The organism is Vibrio sp. ABG19, assembly GCF_029962385.1.
Taxonomy (GTDB): Bacteria; Pseudomonadota; Gammaproteobacteria; order Enterobacterales; family Vibrionaceae; genus Vibrio; species Vibrio ostreae.
In genome coordinates, this window is the sequence record NZ_CP071708.1 from 2,485,994 (window position 1) to 2,503,753 (window position 17,760).

Annotated in this window: 13 protein-coding genes; 10 read left to right on the forward strand and 3 right to left on the reverse strand. The window is 49.6% G+C overall.

The window, feature by feature from the left end:
* Window positions 1–9 precede the first annotated feature (9 nt).
* From J0X00_RS17630 to J0X00_RS17655, 6 genes are all read left to right on the forward strand, one after another.
* Entirely contained in the window at window positions 10–1,683 is a 1,674-nt protein-coding gene (locus J0X00_RS17630) for an NERD domain-containing protein (protein ID WP_282477336.1), read from the forward strand.
* 537 nt (window positions 1,684–2,220) lie between these two features.
* Complete coding sequence (locus tag J0X00_RS17635) at window positions 2,221–2,829, forward strand: class I SAM-dependent methyltransferase (RefSeq protein ID WP_282477337.1); 609 nt, start codon at window positions 2,221–2,223, stop codon at window positions 2,827–2,829.
* Window positions 2,830–2,832: 3 nt separating this feature from the next.
* Complete coding sequence (locus tag J0X00_RS17640) at window positions 2,833–3,960, forward strand: HNH endonuclease (RefSeq protein WP_282477338.1); 1,128 nt, start codon at window positions 2,833–2,835, stop codon at window positions 3,958–3,960.
* Window positions 3,961–4,412: 452 nt separating this feature from the next.
* Window positions 4,413–5,828, forward strand: coding sequence for a cytochrome ubiquinol oxidase subunit I (locus J0X00_RS17645; RefSeq protein ID WP_282477339.1), 1,416 nt, complete (start codon window positions 4,413–4,415; stop codon window positions 5,826–5,828).
* Window position 5,829: 1 nt separating this feature from the next.
* On the forward strand, window positions 5,830–6,837 hold the full coding sequence (gene cydB, locus J0X00_RS17650; RefSeq protein ID WP_136484161.1) for a cytochrome d ubiquinol oxidase subunit II: 1,008 nt from the start codon (window positions 5,830–5,832) through the stop codon (window positions 6,835–6,837).
* Between the two features lie 18 nt (window positions 6,838–6,855).
* Window positions 6,856–6,999, forward strand: coding sequence for a DUF2474 domain-containing protein (locus J0X00_RS17655; protein WP_136484160.1), 144 nt, complete (start codon window positions 6,856–6,858; stop codon window positions 6,997–6,999).
* Window positions 7,000–7,187: 188 nt separating this feature from the next.
* Here J0X00_RS17655 and J0X00_RS17660 read toward each other — a convergent pair whose 3' ends face one another.
* A complete protein-coding gene (locus J0X00_RS17660; RefSeq protein WP_136484159.1) occupies window positions 7,188–7,382 on the reverse strand; it encodes a hypothetical protein in 195 nt (64 codons plus the stop codon).
* A 229-nt stretch (window positions 7,383–7,611) separates the two neighbouring features.
* Entirely contained in the window at window positions 7,612–8,379 is a 768-nt protein-coding gene (locus tag J0X00_RS17665) for a prolyl oligopeptidase family serine peptidase (RefSeq protein WP_282477340.1), read from the reverse strand.
* A 312-nt stretch (window positions 8,380–8,691) separates the two neighbouring features.
* Here J0X00_RS17665 and J0X00_RS17670 point away from each other — a divergent pair, with 312 nt between their 5' ends.
* Window positions 8,692–9,156, forward strand: coding sequence for a MarR family transcriptional regulator (locus J0X00_RS17670; RefSeq protein ID WP_136484158.1), 465 nt, complete (start codon window positions 8,692–8,694; stop codon window positions 9,154–9,156).
* Between the two features lie 311 nt (window positions 9,157–9,467).
* Here the strand turns inward: J0X00_RS17670 and J0X00_RS17675 are convergent, their stop codons facing one another.
* On the reverse strand, window positions 9,468–11,183 hold the full coding sequence (locus tag J0X00_RS17675) for an IucA/IucC family protein (protein ID WP_282477341.1): 1,716 nt from the start codon (window positions 11,181–11,183) through the stop codon (window positions 9,468–9,470).
* Window positions 11,184–11,364: 181 nt separating this feature from the next.
* Here J0X00_RS17675 and J0X00_RS17680 point away from each other — a divergent pair, with 181 nt between their 5' ends.
* The 3 genes from J0X00_RS17680 to J0X00_RS17690 all read left to right on the forward strand — a co-directional run bounded on the left by J0X00_RS17680 (window position 11,365) and on the right by J0X00_RS17690 (window position 17,752).
* Window positions 11,365–12,558 carry an MFS transporter gene (locus J0X00_RS17680; protein ID WP_282477342.1) on the forward strand — a complete coding sequence of 398 codons (1,194 nt, stop codon included), beginning with the start codon at window positions 11,365–11,367 and terminating at the stop codon, window positions 12,556–12,558.
* 20 nt (window positions 12,559–12,578) lie between these two features.
* Complete coding sequence (locus tag J0X00_RS17685; RefSeq protein WP_282477343.1) at window positions 12,579–14,768, forward strand: TonB-dependent receptor; 2,190 nt, start codon at window positions 12,579–12,581, stop codon at window positions 14,766–14,768.
* Between the two features lie 308 nt (window positions 14,769–15,076).
* Window positions 15,077–17,752, forward strand: coding sequence for a GNAT family N-acetyltransferase (locus tag J0X00_RS17690; RefSeq protein ID WP_282477344.1), 2,676 nt, complete (start codon window positions 15,077–15,079; stop codon window positions 17,750–17,752).
* The last annotated feature ends 8 nt before the right edge of the window (window positions 17,753–17,760 follow it).

Consider the following 17,760-nt stretch of genomic DNA (forward strand, 5'->3'; position numbering starts at 1 on the left):
ATATTGATTTTGGCTAGATTAATACCAAAGGTTAACATTGAAGATATAAGCGTTAAGTCGGAAAGGGATGTCGCAAGGTTTCTGGTAGATTTGTTACCTGATGATTGTGTTATTTACCATAGTTACCCATGGCTTAGGGTCGACAGAAATGACAAAGGTAATACGACGCTCAAAGAAGGTGAAACGGATTTTGTAGTTATCCTTCCTTCTCACGGAATGTTGGTGCTTGAGGTCAAGGGGGGGGAAATTAAATATGATAACGAAACTCGTGAATGGAGCAGGGTTTTACCTAATGGAAATTTAAGGTCAATTCAAGACCCTTTTGAACAGGCACGAAGAAATACTCATTTCTTGGAGAAGGAGATTAAGCAAAAGGGTTATAACGGAGCAAACAGTTTGCCATTTGGTTACGGTTATGCCGCCGTGTTTCCTGATTGTGAATATATTGGGGAGACTCCGGCAGGAGCTACACCATCAGTCATACTATCTGCAAATGACCTCCCGTTTTTAGACAGAAGAATTAAGTCCGCCTTATCTCAATGGGTTAGGCGTGAAAACCCAATTCCTCTTTCAAAAGAGGATAGACAAAGAATCTACAAGTCCATTTCGCCAAGTTTTGCTCTGCTTCCAGTTCTTTTTCGGAAAATAGAAGACCAAGAAGAAAAATTATTTCGTCTTACTAACGACCAGCTCATGCTTTTGGATTTTTTATCGCATACACAAAGAGCTTGCATAAATGGTGTAGCTGGCTCAGGAAAAACCATGTTGGCACAAGCTCAAGCAGAGAAGTTTGCTAGCCAAGGAATGAAGACTCTGCTTGTGTGTTACAACAAAGCCCTTGCAAAATGGTTGAGGGACAGCATCTCTCCTGTTTATACCGACAGAATCACGGTTACACATTTTCACGGTCTTTGCTCAGATTTATGTAGAAAAGCTCGAATTCCATTTAATCCTTACACTCAAAATGAAGACGAGTTTTGGCGGGAAGAAGCACCAGAGCTGTTGATAGAAGCAATTGACACTTTGGAAGATAGGTATGATGCCGTCATTGTTGATGAAGGCCAAGACTTTCAATCAGATTGGTGGATGCCATTAGAGCTTATCAATACAAATGGTGACGAGGGGGCTATGTATGTCTTCTATGATCCCAATCAGAATTTATATGTAGATCAAGATCCTTCTTTACCTGCGTTAGGGCAGCCATTTAATCTTCCGGTCAATTGTCGAAATACTAAATCTATAGCCAGTTTGTGTAGCGAGATTCTTGATAAGCAAATCCCTACTAAAGTTGATGCACCTGTCGGTGATGAGCCGGTTATCGTTCGATTAGATAATAGATTTGAAATTCAAAAGCACGTAGAGCGATATGTGGATGAATGGGTCAATAAGGGCAAGTTAAAGCCAAATCAAGTAGCCATTTTGAGCCCATTTAAGCAGAGTAATTCTTCCTTAGCTACGTTAAGTAAAGCTAGAGGAGTTGAGATTACTGACGACATAGAACGTTGGCAGGAAGGAAAGGGAATTTTGTTCTCCACAGTTAAGGGATTTAAGGGCCTGGAGGCTGACGCGATAATGCTCATAGATATCCCTTGTAACAGGGAGTCCCCCATTTTTCAACGAGCTGATTACTATGTTGCATGTTCAAGAGCTAAACACTTGTTAGTCGTTATTAATGAGTATTGAACGAATATTTTTTGAGTTAAATAACCTAGAGTGTGGTTGCTTAAAGATAATTGTGATAAATATCACAGAAATGAAATGTATGACAGGGTGTATATTCCCGAAAATCGACTTGCTATAACTTGTTAAATTTCAACTGGATAACCTAGTAGTTCGACTTCCTCACTCACCGCCACATTCAAAACCCCAGCAGAAATGCTGGGGTTTTCTCGTTTCTGGGGTTGGGACGTTTAGGTGAGTTGTGTTTTATGTCCCGCTCAAATTACGATTGTACCTTCATCTTTGGTGATTGCTTTTCAAGCGGTATTGAAACGGGATTCGTGTCATTAACAAGCATTACTAACGAAGTTTGGGATCAATTCTTGGAGGCAGTTCGTAGTGATTATTCACTATTAAGCACGAAACTTCGGTTCCTAAGTTCCAGCTCAACCGGTGCTTAGATACGATTGTCGTCACAATTATTCATTCTTTTCTAATACTTTATCGCCTTGTGTCAATGAGCCATATATGATTTACGTACTATGTTCCTTGGTTTGATATATGTCCGCAACTACCTCTTTTTACGACGAAAATGCCACTCATCTAGCTCAGCAATACAATTCCCTCGCGTTTGAATCTGTCCACCAATCTTGGTCTCAATACTGGCCGAAGTCGGGAGCAGCGGTATTAGATGTTGGTGCTGGTTCTGGAAGAGATGCGAGGTGGATGAGTGAGAGAGGCTGTTCGGTTGTCGCTGTGGAACCATCAATCAGGCTGCGTGATCTTGTACAGCAAAGCTGCTCTGAAGACGTTACTTGTTTAGATGACTCGTTACCTTATTTAAGTCATGTAGTAGGGCTGGCTAAGCGTTATGACTTAGTGATGCTGTCCGCTGTCTGGATGCATATTCCTATCGAACAACGTTCCATCGCAATTAAAGTGCTTTCTAATCTTCTGGTTGACGATGGAATTCTAGTTATCACATTACGTCACGGTGGATTTAGAGACGGTCGTGAGACTTTTGGTGTTTCCGTCTCGGAGTTGGATAAGTTAGCGGGTGATTTCGGATTGGTTTGCTGTCATGTCGAAGATGAAAAAGATTTCCTTAACCGAGAAGAGGTTATGTGGCAAACCGTTGTAATGAAGAAAACCTTAGGTTTGGAGGGCTAGAGCATGTCACACGAATATTATGCCGATAAGTTTCGTACGCTGAACATGAATATTGCTGGTGGTAAGAAGATCCCTCATAAAGTATGCATGCTACTTGCGGTCATGGATCTCATCCAAGTGGGACATATCGCTTCAAACAAAATTGAACTGAATCAGCCTTTAAAAGACAGATTCACAGAACACTTTAACAGCTTTGCTCAGGGTAAAGATAAGAATACGCCAGAGAATCCATTCTTCCATCTGAGAAGCGAGGGGTTCTGGCACCTTGCCTATCACGCTGGTTATGACGAAACGACTATTCGTCGCTATTCTTCAAAAGCGATCGCGTATGCCTACTTAGACGATGAGCTTTTTGAAGATATGAAGAGCTTTATCATCAGCAACGAACTTAAAGAAGCGCTGGTTTCAAATCTTACTGATTTAGCTGCATTATATTATCAGTGGCTTATGGATATTGGTAAGTCGGAGAAAACCGCTAAAAACTATCTCGGAGCGATTCGTGGTTCAATTTCTAATTGGCTAATGGATACGTACCAAATCTGTGAGCCATTAACCGACATTACATCCTACCGGAGATTTACCCAGTATGAAGAGAAAGTCAGACAGTTAGAAGTTTTTAAGCTGACGGATCGAAAGGGTAAGGGGATGTATAGTGCTGCGTTAACTCACTATCACAAGTTCCTAGCGGACTTAGCTCAAATCGATGTTAACGCAGATATTCGCCAGGTTATGTCGAACAAAAAGCTAACGGATACTGAAAAGAGCATCATGGTTAAAACCAGAATGGGCCAAGGTCTCTTCAGATCTCAATTGGTTCAAATGTGGGGTGGTTGCGCCGTGACAGGATATCGTAATACTCAACTTCTGCTTGCATCTCATATTAAGCCTTGGCGTGATTCAAATAATCGCGAAAGGCTGGATAAGTTCAACGGGTTATTGCTGTTAGCCAACTTGGACAAAGCTTTTGATCTTGGCTTTATATCATTTGATGACAACGGCAAGGTGCTAATTTCAGAGTATCTTGAAGCGCCAGAAGTCATAGGGCTCAGAGAAGATATGTCTTTTAGGATCATTCGTGAACACAAGCCATATCTAGCACATCATAGAAGTGAGTTGTTTAAGGGAATATGATAAACAGCTTGTGATTAATTACTATTCTTAAGTATCGGCTCCTCTTATTTTATAGTCTATTTAATTATGTATTTTTAGTATTTTTAGGCACGTTTAGATAAGATCATATATTTCATGTGACTTACTGGTTACATAAATATCATCTGAATAAGAAGAGAGTCAGTCCAAGTTTAAAAATTATATTAAATCACGAATTACCCACACAAAATAAGCTGTTATTCACTGTGAACCTTTACCGATAAACCTTCGTATCCAATATGCAGAGCAGTTTTGCAACAATCCAGATTAACACTATGACTTTATTGAATAATATTCTATAAGTGTGATTTTCTGGTCCTGAAATAGCCAGAAAGTGCTGTATTGCTTTGTTAAATTTGTTACTAATTTTGGCAAATCCTGAGGTCTTGAATTAGGGTTTAAGGGTTATAACTCGAATAATACAGGGGTTGGTAATGTTTGGATTGGATGCATTTGAACTTGCCAGAATACAGTTTGCGTTTACCGTTTCGTTTCACATTATTTTTCCTGCACTTACCATCGGTGTGGCCAGCTACCTGGCCGTGCTGGAAGGGCTGTGGCTGAAAACAAACGATAAAACGTATCTGTCGCTTTATCATTTCTGGTCGAAGATTTTTGCGGTTAACTTCGGTATGGGTGTGGTATCCGGATTGGTGATGGCCTACCAGTTCGGCACCAACTGGAGCGGGTTCTCGGAGTTTGCCGGTAGTGTCACCGGGCCGCTGCTGACGTATGAGGTGCTGACCGCTTTTTTCCTTGAAGCGGGCTTTCTCGGTGTGATGCTGTTTGGCTGGAATCGGGTCGGCAGAGGTTTGCACTTCTTTGCGACCTGCATGGTGGCACTGGGCACGCTGATGTCGACCTTCTGGATCCTGTCATCGAACAGTTGGATGCACACGCCACAGGGCTTTAGTATTCAGGATGGCGTGGTGATCCCGGAAAGCTGGATGGAAATCATTTTTAACCCTTCTTTCCCGTATCGACTGTTTCACATGACGATTGCAGCCTTCCTGTCCAGTGCTCTGTTTGTTGGTGCCTCTGCTGCCTGGCACCTGCTGAAAGGCAATGATAGTCCCGCAATAAGAAAGATGTTTTCAATGTCGCTCTGGATGGCGTTGATTGTCGCTCCGATTCAGGCGGTGGTGGGCGATGCGCATGGCCTGAATACGCTTGAGCATCAGCCGGCTAAAATCGCTGCGATAGAAGGGCACTGGGAGAACGAACCCGGTGAGCCGACGCCGCTGATTTTGTTTGGTATTCCGGATATGGAAGAAGAGCGCACCAAATACGCGCTTGAGATCCCGTATCTTGGCAGCTTAATTCTCACCCACAGCCTGGATAAACAAATTCCGGCGCTGAAAAGTTTCCCTAAAGAGGACCGTCCAAATTCTACCATCATCTTCTGGTCGTTCAGAATTATGGTCGCGCTCGGCATGCTGATGATACTGCTGGGTGTTATCGGGTTATGGTTACGGCGCAAAGGAACACTGTATCAAAACCGGGCGTTTCATCGCTTTGCGCTTTACATGGGGCCATCCGGATTGATTGCGATTCTGGCTGGCTGGTTTACCACTGAAATTGGCCGTCAGCCGTGGGTTGTGTATGGCTTGCAGCGCACTCGTGATGCGGTCTCACTGCATTCTGAGTTACACATGTCGTTCACCTTGGTGGCGTTTATTGTGGTGTACACCTCGGTATTTGGTATTGGGTACGTCTATCTGATGAAACTGATTAAAATCGGGCCGGAAGAAGGTGATATTCATCATGACGAGCCGGATATCTCACACACGCCAGCACGGCCGTTGTCGGCGGTGCGTGACAGAATTGATGGTCCGGAAGGGGGGAAATAACATGGGTATTGATCTCTCGATTATCTGGTTTGTGATTATTGTTTTTTCGACCCTGATGTACATTTTGATGGATGGCTTTGATTTGGGGATAGGCATCCTGTTCCCGTTCAATAAAGATGAAACGCATCGTGACGTTATGGTTAACACGGTCGCGCCAGTGTGGGATGGGAACGAAACCTGGCTGGTTCTTGGTGGCGCAGCCTTGTACGGCGCATTCCCGCTTGCTTATGCGGTGATAGCTGATGCGCTGGCTATCCCGCTGACCATCATGTTGATTGGTCTTATCTTCCGCGGGGTGGCATTTGAGTTCCGATTTAAAGCCATTCCTGAGCACCGTGCCTTTTGGGATAAAGCGTTTATCGGTGGGTCGATTGTTGCGACGTTCAGCCAGGGCGTCGTGCTCGGCACCATCATCAACGGGCTGGAAGTCACCGGGCGAACCTACAGCGGCCCGTCGTTGATCTGGCTGGCACCATTCCCGCTGTTTTGTGGCTTCGGACTATTGGTTGCTTACGCGTTGCTGGGCTGTACCTGGCTTATTCTCAAAAGCGAAGGTGACCTGCATAAGCGTATGTGTGAACTTGCTGTGCCGTTAACCTACGTGATGCTCGCCGCGATTGTTATTGTCAGTATCTGGACACCGCTGATGCACAGTGACATCGCTGCGCGCTGGTTTACCTGGCCGCAGATTCTGTGGTTTGCGCCGGTGCCGATTCTGGTCGTGCTCTGCTCTTGGTGGTTGATTCGTTCGGTCTATAATCATGCTCACTATCTGCCTTTCATGCTGACCTTGCTGCTGATGTTCCTGGGTTTTACCGGGCTGGGTATCAGCCTGTGGCCGAATATTATTCCGCCGGCGATCAGTATCTGGCAGGCTGCGTCACCCCCGCAAAGTCAGGGCTTTATGCTGGTCGGAGGCTTGTTGATTATTCCGGTCATTCTGGTTTACACCTCGTGGAGCTATTACGTCTTCCGCGGCAAAGTGAAACCAGGCGAGAACTACCATTAACGCGTGGGGGGTGACACGATGAACACGACTGAAAAAACACCGGGTCCATGGTGGAAAAAGGTCATGTGGCTGGTGGTTATCTGGAGTGGCAGTGTGGCGGCCTTGTTTGTGGTCTCTCTGTTGCTGAAAAGCTTTATGAATGCCGCAGGGCTGCGTGCTTAAGTAGAAGGTGCGTTACTCATATCATAATCATTTCAGTCAAGCGAATAGAACCCCGGTTTAGTAGCCGGGGTTTGTCTTATGACGTTCAGGGTGAATAGGTCAAATCACCGAATCGAGCCAGACCAGGATCATGTCGGCGTAGAGGGCGATTAGACCGGCTACCAGCCCGATGGCACTGATAAGCAGGATCATTCTCCACCCCCCTGATGTTGGCGATGCCAGTGCACCACGTAGGTCAGTGAGGCGGTTACGCCCGCCAGCAGTAGGGTCGGAATCCACAGCCATGCGCTGCCGTCCTGCACCAGTAATTCATAAAGCATTAAGGCGACAAACAGGCCAGCTAAAAACAGTGGTGTATATCCCTCGTCTTTAACTTTGTACATAAGTGCTCCTCAAGTTCGCATTGCTGTTGATTATTGTTTTATGCCAGCAAAGGGTACCCGGTTTGGGCCTCTTGGGCTTACCGGTGTTTGAACTACTAATGAGTATAGATAGGACTGGCTTTTATGACAGTAAGGAAACACTTGTTGTAAGGGTATTTGTCTTGGGTGAAAACGCAGAACAGCGGGGTGAGCCTCCCGCTGTTCGTATCTGTGGTAAAGCCGCGGTGAGTTACTGTTTATGATGTTTCATCAGCCAACGATAGACGTCACTATTACCGTAAGCAGTGACCCAGGATGCCGAGTGGCCACCATCTTCGATTTCGCTGTAGCGAATGGTTGAGGTGGAGCCGCCTGATCGAATGACAGCATCGACCATCTGGCGCGAATAATCCACATTAGTGACTTCGTCAGCACTGCCATGAAATACCCAGGTCGGAATATGATTGATGGTTTTGGCCTGCTTTGGGTCGGCGCTGCCAGCGATAGGCAGTGCGGCAGCAAACAACTCCGGGCGCTGCATCATCGCGTTCCACACGCCCTGACCACCTCTTGATAATCCGGTGATGTAGACGCGTGCCGGATCGATATCGGGATTTTCAACCAGAAGTCTATCCACCAGGTGGAGCAGAGCGGTCATGGACTCGGTCGATGGCGTTTTCTTATAGTTATAGGGGGCTAACGTTGTGCTTGCCCAGCGCATCGGCCCCGGAGTTTGCGGTGCGAGCACGTAAGCGGCTTGAATGGACTGATTTTCCGCGCTGGCGAAATATTGCGGGCCCCAGTTGGTGCCCTGATACATCTGCGCCTGATTATCAGTCCCGGCTTCACCGCTGCCGTGCAGATGAATGATCAGCGGCAGCTTGCCATGTTGCTGCGGAGTGTAGAGCTGGTATGGAAGGGTAAACTGGCCATCGTCGTAGTTTTCAGCTTGCCAGGCAGCGAAGGCCGGTGTGGCGCAGAGGGCAGAAATAGCGACTGACAGAAACGGTTTTAACATTAAGACCTCGATAGATTTGTACTTGTAATGTAACCGGTATCATATCAGTGAGCGCACGCTGTTGCGTATGATTGCTTTCACAAATATGGCTGATGTCTGAGGTGAATATTTTAACCTGGTTCCAGGTTGATTCGGCGCAGTTATGCGGGCGACTGATTAACCTTCATCGCTGGCCGTACAAAATTATCAGCTTAGTCAATATCATTGCCTAAGATATAGTTGCCTAAAAAATAATTGCTTAAGCAAGTATATTCTATTATGCTGTACTCCGAATCGCAGTTACACAAACTTTACGGGCTCTAGGAAGAAAAAATGCCAGACAAAGCGTTGCTTTTATGTGAGCTGACCAACAGCCTTCAGCCAGTAAAAAGAGCTTGGCAACGAGCCGTCTCGGAAGTGATTGCTGAATACGATATTTCGATGTCTCTGGCGATGCTAATGGTGCTGGTGTACCGACATCCGAACGGCATTAACCAGAAATTGCTGGCCGAGGAGCTGGGGATTAACCCAGGTGCACTGGTGCGTTTGCTGGACCAGGCTGCAGAAGAGCAGTGGCTGGAACGATGTGAAGTGGCCGGTGATCGCCGGGTAAAAACGCTGCATGTATTACCTCGGGGTACGGAATTAGCACAAAAACTGGTTAAAGTCGCCGATGAGTTACGTCAGGAGCTGATGGCCGATGTCTCTGCTGAAGACATTGAATGCGCCACCCGGGTGTTAAGACAGTTTGAAACCCGCGCGACGGAATATGTACAGCACTGTAAATGCGATAAATGAGAATGAAACCGAATAGTCAGTCGTGGCGTTGAGCGGCGGCTGTGGATGATGTGCCTAAGCGCTTGTCCGCCTAGTTTTTCCTTTCTCGTCAACAAAGTTGGGGAGTTCTTCTCCCATATTAATATTAATCCACTGCAAACCTATTAATATACGAGTTGTTCCGTATATACGGAAACGTGTCATCTCGGGGTAGTTAAGTCCTATACCTCGGAGATGACTTTTTTTTGCCTGAAGAAAATTCGTTGCTTCATGTCCGATGTATTGACGGGCCATTTCCTGTGCAGAAATGGCCCGTTGTGTTTTAGACCGCTCTAAGGGTTAAGCGGGTTAGGTATCGGTTGGCCGATATCCGGCAGAGGTCGCTCATTGCTGTCGCCATAACCGATGCGGAAGCGCACCCGGTTGATACAGATTTTATCGATGGTCGGCGATAGCAGGTCGAACTGAGCGTAACGTTCGGCTAAATCCGGATGTTGTTGCTGATAGTCGGTCAGTGTCTGACGCAGCAGTTGATAAAACTCCTGTTCAGTAACGCCAAGGCCAATCAGATGCGGTGAGATAAAACGTAGCACGGTAACAAAATGGCCGGTCAGCAGGTCATGCACCAGGTATTTAGGCGGCAAGCGGGTCAGGGTATTACGGATATCGGCGTTAAGACTTTCCAGCTCGGGATAGGCTTGATCGACCAGGCGCAGGTCACCGTGAAAGTCCTTGATAATGCAGCCGGCCGGCTGATTGTTTTCCAGGATCAGGGTGATGTTCTGGCCATGAGCCACCAGCGCAACGCCGTATTGACACATCAGATGGTAGAGCGGTACCACCACATGGTTAAACAGTTTCGCCAGCCAGGCTTTGGCGCTGAGTTCTGAAGCGTCAATGAGTGCGCCGATAAGCGGTGTACCGTTTTGATCGGTTTGCATTAACGCCGCCATGGTCATCGGGCGCTGACTGGCGCCGACTACGGCTTCGGCCCGCTCACGCCAGATGCAGCCCAGCATTTCATCATAGCGATACGGACCTTGTTTGATCTGCGCCTGAAACGGGTGAGCACAGTAGAATCCGGCCACCTCCTGCTGCACTTTCAATCCGTGCTGAGCAAGGGTTGGATCGCTGGCGGCGGTTTTGGCCAGCCAGGCAGAAAGCTCTGGTCCCTGAACGATAAACTTGCCCGGAATACCGCGATAACTGGAGGTATTGAGAATACTCAGCGCGGTTTTAGCGTCGTACTGGACGGCTGTATCTTCTGCGCTCAGGGTGCGAATCGACTGTTGTGCCAGCCAGTCCGGGCCATGTTCGCCCAAATCAATCAGATCCCCATCAGCAAACAGGCCGGCGTATTGCCCGGTCAGAAAACGTTGGTATTGCCACGGATGAACGGCAATCAGCCAGAAATTTTGCGCTTGCTTGCCAAGCGAGTGCTGTAATGCGCGCAGAGTCTCCGCTTCAAGCACATTTTCCAGTAACTGCTGATACTCCAGCCCGGCCGCAATACCAGACTGACACAAGGATTTTCTCACCGCCAGCCAGCGCAGTTTGAATGCCGTTCCGGATTCGGGCGCGTAGCGCTGCAGATCGTCGGCTCCCCAGCCAAGGCGCCCTTTGTTGGCAATCGCTTTCGGATGAGAGTCGATATAACGCTGGCGCAGCGTTTCAGGCATTTGCGCCATGTCACTCGCGGTCACGTGCTGCAACTGAGCTAAGCGCTGCATATCGCTGTACAGGGTTTGCTGCACTTCTTCTAACAAATTGGCCAGATTGATATCGTTGATTTCCAGATCGGCCTGGACATCGAGCAGTAGCTGCGCAGCGAGTGGCTCGCGAAGGTCCGAGCAATGCAGTGAAGCCTCATCAATATTCAGCATGCCCCACACCGTCACGTCAGCCTTAAAGCGCCACTCACGATCGGCAGTGGCAAGCACCCAACCTGCACCTGCAGCTCTGGGCTGAAGCCGCTCCTCATAGTGCAATTCGGTGATGATTTTAGCGCAAAGATGCTGGTTGGCTGAAAGCCAGTATTGCTTATTCATTAGGGGCAATTCCGTGTCGTTAGTGGATTGAATCAATGACATGTTCAACGGTTTTTTAACGTTGCACTGTGTGCTGTTGCTACAAAACCGCTGACATACCTTTACGTTATTATTGACATATCTTTACATATCAGGCAATCATAATAGTAACTATTATCATTTAGATTTAAGTTTGCGTTCCATGATGCCTGTTTTAACCCTGGCTTTGATATCGCTTGGTATCAACCAAACTGTACTGCTGTCCGCAATCCCCACCTTGGTTGAGTGGGTCGGTCAGAGTGATTCCGCAGCTTCGGTTGGCTTGCTGGTCGCGATGGTGAACATGAATTTGGTCAGCTACTGGCTGGGAGCCGGTTGGTGGGGCGGAGTGGCTGAAAAGCTGGGATTCGGCCGAGCGATTCGTCTGGCATCTTGCGGCTACATAGTGGCTAACCTGAGTTTTATCTGTCTGTTGCTGCTGGCGCCAGGCAACATCTGGCTGATTGGCGTGTGTCGTTTTGCGATTGGCGGATTCAGCAGCGCGTTTTTGCCGCTTAGCCAGGCGCAACTTGCCGCGCAGGGCAAAGCGACCCCCGGTGCGCTGTCGGCATTGAGTGGTGGTTTGACTATCGGTCGCCTGGCCGGACCAGCGTTGGTTCTGTTGCCGGTATCGATTCCGGTCATCTTGTTGGTCCCGATTGCCCTGGTGGTGCCTGTGCTCTTCATGGCCCTGCCGGGTCAATGTCATGCCTCTGGCCAGTCTGCGCAACTTGCACGTCCGTCAGAGGAGAGAAAAGCCCGGGGACAAAGCGGTTACGCACGCGTGGTTTACAGCGCTGCATTACTGACGACCGGATTTGTTGCGGCATTTCAGCTTTATGTGCTGCAGTTTATCACCTCGCACGGCTATGAGGGTGAAGAAGGTTCTAAAGTTTACGCGCTGATGATGTTGGCGACCAGTGTGCTGCTGGTGGTCTATCAACTGCGCGTGATCCCGAAAATAAGTCGCAGTTATTCCTCTGCATTGTTGCCCGTTTTACTCCTCTCTCTCGTTATTGGCTGGATAATACTGGTGACAGGCGGTGCGAACTGGTGGGGCTTGTTTTTCGCAGTGGTGGGGTTGTTATTAGCTGTCGCTGGTTTACCGGCCTGGTATACCAGTCGTTTGTTGGAGCGGGAATCTGAACCTGCCCGGCAAGCCAAAAGCAGTGGCTATCTGACGCGCTCTCACACAACCGGACACATGGTCGGAACCGGGTTGGCTTCGCTGTTTTTACATCAGCAATGGAGCTTATCCGTGCTTATTTCTGCCCTGGTCCTGTTATTGCTCTTCACCGTGCTAAAACTCAGGAAAAACACTGAGTCCGGCACTTGTTCCTTTATGCAATCTAATTAGAAGAATGGATATCTAACATTATGAAAAATACCACTCGATGTGTGGCGAAGTTAAGCCCGATCGCTTTAATGATCTTTGCCAGTGTCAGTCAGGCAGCATCACCGGATACTATCGTGGTCACCGGCAGCCGTTCGGAAACAGCCATCGCAGATGTGGCTTCAACGATGTGGGTCGTTGATCAGGAAAAACTTGAGCGTGCTCTCAATTCAGGTGCTGATCTGAAGAATGCGCTGGGCGAGCTGATCCCGGGGTTTGATTTCGGGAGTAACGCTCGTACCAACTATTCGCAAAACCTGCGTGGCCGTTCGGCACTGGTGATGATTGACGGTGTGTCTCTTAACTCAACTCGTAACATCAGCCGTCAGCTCGACAGCATCGATCCGTTCAACATTGCCCGGGTGGAAGTGCTGTCAGGTGCCACGTCTATTTACGGCGCGGGTGCGGCTGGCGGTATCATCAACATCATCACCAAGAAAGCGACCGGCAATGAACTGACGGTTGAAACCAAAGTGGGTGGCCAGACCGGCTTTAATGACAGCAATGACCTCAATAAAAATGTTGCGGTGGCGCTGTCCGGCGGTACCGATACCTTACGTGGTCGTGCGTCTGTGGCGTATTCAAAAAACGGTGGGGCTTACGATTCTCACGGTGAAATGATTCGCCCGGATATTACTCAGACAGACCTGCAGTTTAATGAAACCATTGATGTGATGGGTAATGTCGAATTCACGCCGGACGATCACCAGAAGCTGTCGGTAACGGCGCAGTATTACAACAGTGAGCAGGACTCGGATTATGCGACGTATCTCGGTCCGAACCTGACGGGTATTACTGACCCATCGGTGGTAGAAACCCGTAAAGGTTTACAACTCGACAAGCAGCCGAATACTGAACGTGTCATGCTGAATGCTCAATACAGCCACGATGATGTGCTGGGGCTGCAACTTCTGGCACAGGCATATTTTCGTACTGAATCGCTGCGTTACTTCCCGTACCCTTCAACCGGACGGATTGGCGGAGCGACGATTCCTCTGTACGGCGCATCGGAACAGAAATCGACCGTTTATGGCCTGAATCTGGCGTTAATCAAGCGCTGGGAACAAGTCAAACTGACTTACGGTATGGACGCCTCGCGCGATTCATTTGAAGCGGACCAGACTATTTTTGATGCAAACCAGGCTCTCGCTTCCGGCGGATTGGTGTTTGATCCGGTCGATACGGTTTCGCGTTATCCGGATATCGACAGTAACTACTATGCGCTGTTCTCTCAGGTGGACTGGGAAGTGATGCCGGACTGGTCGGTCAGCGGTGGTTTCCGTTATGCGATTATGGAACATGAGATCAGTGACCATGTCGGTGTTGAAGCGCAGTACGCCTACGATGCAGGCTTGCTGCCAAATCAGCCGGAAGCGATTACCGGTGGTGATATTGATTACGATGAATGGTTGTTCAATTTAGGGTCGGTTTATCACCTTACTGACAATATGCAGGTATGGGGCAACTTCTCGCAAGGCTTTGACGTGCCGGATCCGGCTCGCTTCTTTGGCCAGGGCACGTACCAGTTAGACGGATCTCTGTCTGGGTCAACTTCGGTCGACAACGCAAGTTTACAGGGCGTGAAAACCAACTCTTACGAACTCGGCTGGCGTATGTCGCAGGGAGCGTGGGATGTGCAGGTCGCCGGTTACCTGTCTCTGTCAGATAAAACGGTGTCTTATGACCGCACCACCTTTGCTGTCGGCGTTGAAGATGACGATAAGCGTATCTACGGTATCGAAGGTCAGACTGTTTACCAGATCAACGATGATTTCTACACCGGTGTTCAGGCGCATTACGTGAAAAGTGAAACCAAGGTCGACGGCAGCTGGGAGAAGCTGGAAGCCGCGTCGGCCAGCCCGAGCTCAGGCAGTGCCTGGTTTGGTTTTGATAACTACCAGTATGGCGCTGAACTGCGTGTCAACAGCTTCATCAGCTACAAAGATGAAGATGGTGAGAAACTGGAGAGTTTCACCCTGGCAAACCTGAGTGCGTACTACGCACTGCCGGTAGGCCGCCTTAACGTCGGTATTCAGAACCTGTTTGACCGCGACTACGAAACCATCTGGAGCCAACGTGCACAGATGCTGTACGGCGCAAGCTCATCACCGGAGATCTACTCCCACAATGGTTTGGGCCGGACTCTTGCGGTCAGTTACAGCGCGACCTTCTAAGGTGTGCAGCATGAAGCCGTTAACGTTTACCAAAGCTCAGGAGTTGTTGGTATGACGACTTAACCGCTCGTGCTGATCTCAATGGCGGAACCGGCCTGACCCGGTCGGTTCCCCCGTTGGCTTATCTGGCCAGCTTTCAACTTTTTCTCTGTTTACCTCCCTGTGCGGCTGTCAGTAACGACCAGCTTTGGCTTCGTGCATCCCTAATTTGGGGCGGTGGGCAGCCAACAGAGACTTTTACATTTTTCAGGACACACATTTTACAGGCCAGGCCTTAACTAACCTTACAAACGATGAAGGATTACTTTATGACTCATGCTTTGACCATGCAGCACTTTTTAAACAGCTTTTTGCTCGAAACCGGAGCGGCGCGAGTAGAAGAGCAGGTGGTTCGGTTACCTCTGAATGCAGGGCGTGAACTGGTGATCCCCCTGGCTTATGTATCGGCGGCGGGCAGGCACCGTTATCGCGGCGATCTGCTGTTATCGACACCGCAAGGCCAGCTGTCGGTCGATTTTGACAGTGCTATGGCTGAGATTGTCGAGCATTATTTTGATTCGGTTGCGGCTAGCGATAAGGCTAAGTTTGTCCAGCGTGTGCTGGACTCGGATAGTTATGTCCAGCGCGCGGATGCCGCGCTGCACGCGCGTGCCGCGGCGCAGGGCTTTATTGCTTCAGAGCAGAGCCTGAGCGGAGGGCACAGTATGCACCCGGCACCGAAGTGCAATGAGCCGCTCAGCGAGCAGGAACAAGAGGCCTATCTGCCGGAATTTGGCGCTCAGTTTGCGATTGAATGGTTCGCGGTCAAGCGTTCTTGCCTGGTGGGTGAGTATGTTGGTGGTGATATGGCGCAGGCGCTGATGGCCTTGTTTGAACAGCAGACAGGTCAGAGTGTGGCGGCGTTGCCCGGCGCTGAGTGGCTGCCGCTGCCGCTGCATCCGCTGCAGGCCAGAGAGTGGCGTCGTACCCGAGGACAATATCACCTTGCGGCCGATGCGGTGCAGGATCTGAAGCTGAGCAGTGGCGGCTGGACCGCGACGTCATCTTCGCGCGCCATTTACCATCCCCACTGTCCGTGGATGCTGAAAGTGTCGCTGCCGGTGCGCCTCACCAACTCACTGCGTTTGATGACCGAGCCGGAAGCACGGCGTGGCACCCAGTTCAGCAAACTGATGGCCACCCCAGCGGGTGAAGAGCTGCAGCAGCGCTTTGAACATGCCTGTTTTATCCAAGAGCCGATGTGGTGTTCGGTGCAGGATGATGATGGCCAGACGCTGGATTTGCCGCTGGTCAGCTTTCGCCATAACCCGTTTTATGCCGCGCAGGATGAGCAAGCGCCGCTTAATGGTGAGCGCTTCTATATGCTGGCCAGCCTCAATCAGGATGCCGGTGCTGGCAAGGACAATCGTCTCACCGCCTGGATTAAAGCGTACGCCGCACAACACGGTTACACCAATGAGCTGGCCGCTCGCCACTGGATGAGCGCGTTTATGCAGCGCGTGATGGCGCCACTGTGCGTGGCGCGCAGCGATTACGGCATTGTGATGCTGGCCCATCAGCAGAATCTGCTGCTGGAAATTGAGCACGGCATGCCGGTCGGTGTGGCGGTGCGTGATTGTCAGGGATTTGGCCTGACCACGCTGGCCAAAGAGCGTTTCGCTGATGTGCTCGATAACGAAGCGCCGCAGTATTTTATGGAATGGGATGAACTCAATCCTTATCACGCCTACTACGTCATCGGTAATACCCTGCTCAATACCATCGCATCTATTGCGGTGTCCGGCATCATCAGTGAAGCCGATTTGTGGCAACTGTGCCGTCTGGAACTGGATGCGCTGGCCAAACAGCATCCGAAAGACAGTTCTTTTTATCAGTACGTGTTGCAATCGCCAACCCTGCGCTGGAAACGTAACTTCTTCTGCTTCCTGTCAGCGCACAATGAAGCAACGCTGAAAGATCCTTCGATCATCTACTGTGATATTGCTAACCCGCTGCAATGGCCTGCAGGCGACAATAGTCTGTCACGAGTGCACAAACCGCTGCCGGGCGGGCGCCGTATCACGATTGCTGAAAAACAGCATACCGACGCTGCGGCGCAGTTCGAACTGCTGGAGCATGGCCGCAGCGTGGCCGCGTTCTCGCTGCGTACCTGTGGTGATGATGTCACTGAACTGCACAGCGAGAGTGTCGATGTCAGCGATGCCATGCTGTGGTGGAGCGCGATTGAACATGCGTTTTATACCGCCCGTTTGGAGCAGATTCGAATTCCCGGCTGGCCGCAGGGCAGCAAACTGCTGAGTAAAGCCGAATTTCTCGAGCACTCGCCATTGTGGCTGCATGCCGCGCAGGATACTTGCGCTGTCACTATGACCACGGCGGTGAATGGTTCCCGTCATCCGCTGCGCCCGCTGCACCCGACCGGTGTTGTGTTCCAGCGTTATTTTTATCACCTCAAACGCACGCTCACTTTCCGTGTGATTGAGATTGAGCGCGATCTGCCGACCTTCCATCGCTGGCACAATCATCCGGTGGTGGCTCAGATGTGGGAACTGGAGGGCAGCCTGGAGGAGCATCGCCAGTATCTCAATAAGCAGAAACAAGATGACCATATTTACGGCTTAATCGCAGAATTTGACGGCGTATCCTTTGGTTATCTTGAAGTGTACTGGGCGGCAGAAGACCGCATCGGACCGCATTACCAATACGGCTTGTTTGATAAAGGTGTGCACATGCTGGTGGGCAACTTTGCCTATCGTGGCGGTACTTACTTTGATACCTGGGCGAAATCGATTGTCCATTACTGCTTCCAGCAAGAGCCGCGCACTGAATCTGTGGTCGGAGAACCACGTGCCGATAACCAGCGCGTACTGAAACTGAATGCCCGGGTGGGTATGCAGGTTCAGTTCGAATTTGATTTTCCACACAAACGTTCAGCATTGATCCAGTGCGGTCGAGAACGCTTTTTCCAGCAATTCGCTTTTTAAGGAGCTCA

Excerpts from the sequence above, each read along its gene's own strand:
- J0X00_RS17655 (WP_136484160.1), top strand. The coding sequence starts at position 6,856 with ATGAACACGACTGAAAAAACACCGGGTCCATGGTGGAAAAAGGTCATG.
- J0X00_RS17665 (WP_282477340.1), bottom strand. The coding sequence starts at position 8,379 with ATGTTAAAACCGTTTCTGTCAGTCGCTATTTCTGCCCTCTGCGCCACA.
- J0X00_RS17675 (WP_282477341.1), bottom strand. The coding sequence starts at position 11,183 with ATGAATAAGCAATACTGGCTTTCAGCCAACCAGCATCTTTGCGCTAAA.
- J0X00_RS17635 (WP_282477337.1), top strand. The coding sequence starts at position 2,221 with ATGTCCGCAACTACCTCTTTTTACGACGAAAATGCCACTCATCTAGCT.
- J0X00_RS17685 (WP_282477343.1), top strand. The coding sequence starts at position 12,579 with ATGAAAAATACCACTCGATGTGTGGCGAAGTTAAGCCCGATCGCTTTA.
- J0X00_RS17690 (WP_282477344.1), top strand. The coding sequence starts at position 15,077 with ATGACTCATGCTTTGACCATGCAGCACTTTTTAAACAGCTTTTTGCTC.
- J0X00_RS17640 (WP_282477338.1), top strand. The coding sequence starts at position 2,833 with ATGTCACACGAATATTATGCCGATAAGTTTCGTACGCTGAACATGAAT.
- J0X00_RS17670 (WP_136484158.1), top strand. The coding sequence starts at position 8,692 with ATGCCAGACAAAGCGTTGCTTTTATGTGAGCTGACCAACAGCCTTCAG.
- J0X00_RS17645 (WP_282477339.1), top strand. The coding sequence starts at position 4,413 with ATGTTTGGATTGGATGCATTTGAACTTGCCAGAATACAGTTTGCGTTT.
- cydB (WP_136484161.1), top strand. The coding sequence starts at position 5,830 with ATGGGTATTGATCTCTCGATTATCTGGTTTGTGATTATTGTTTTTTCG.
- J0X00_RS17680 (WP_282477342.1), top strand. The coding sequence starts at position 11,365 with ATGATGCCTGTTTTAACCCTGGCTTTGATATCGCTTGGTATCAACCAA.
- J0X00_RS17660 (WP_136484159.1), bottom strand. The coding sequence starts at position 7,382 with ATGTACAAAGTTAAAGACGAGGGATATACACCACTGTTTTTAGCTGGC.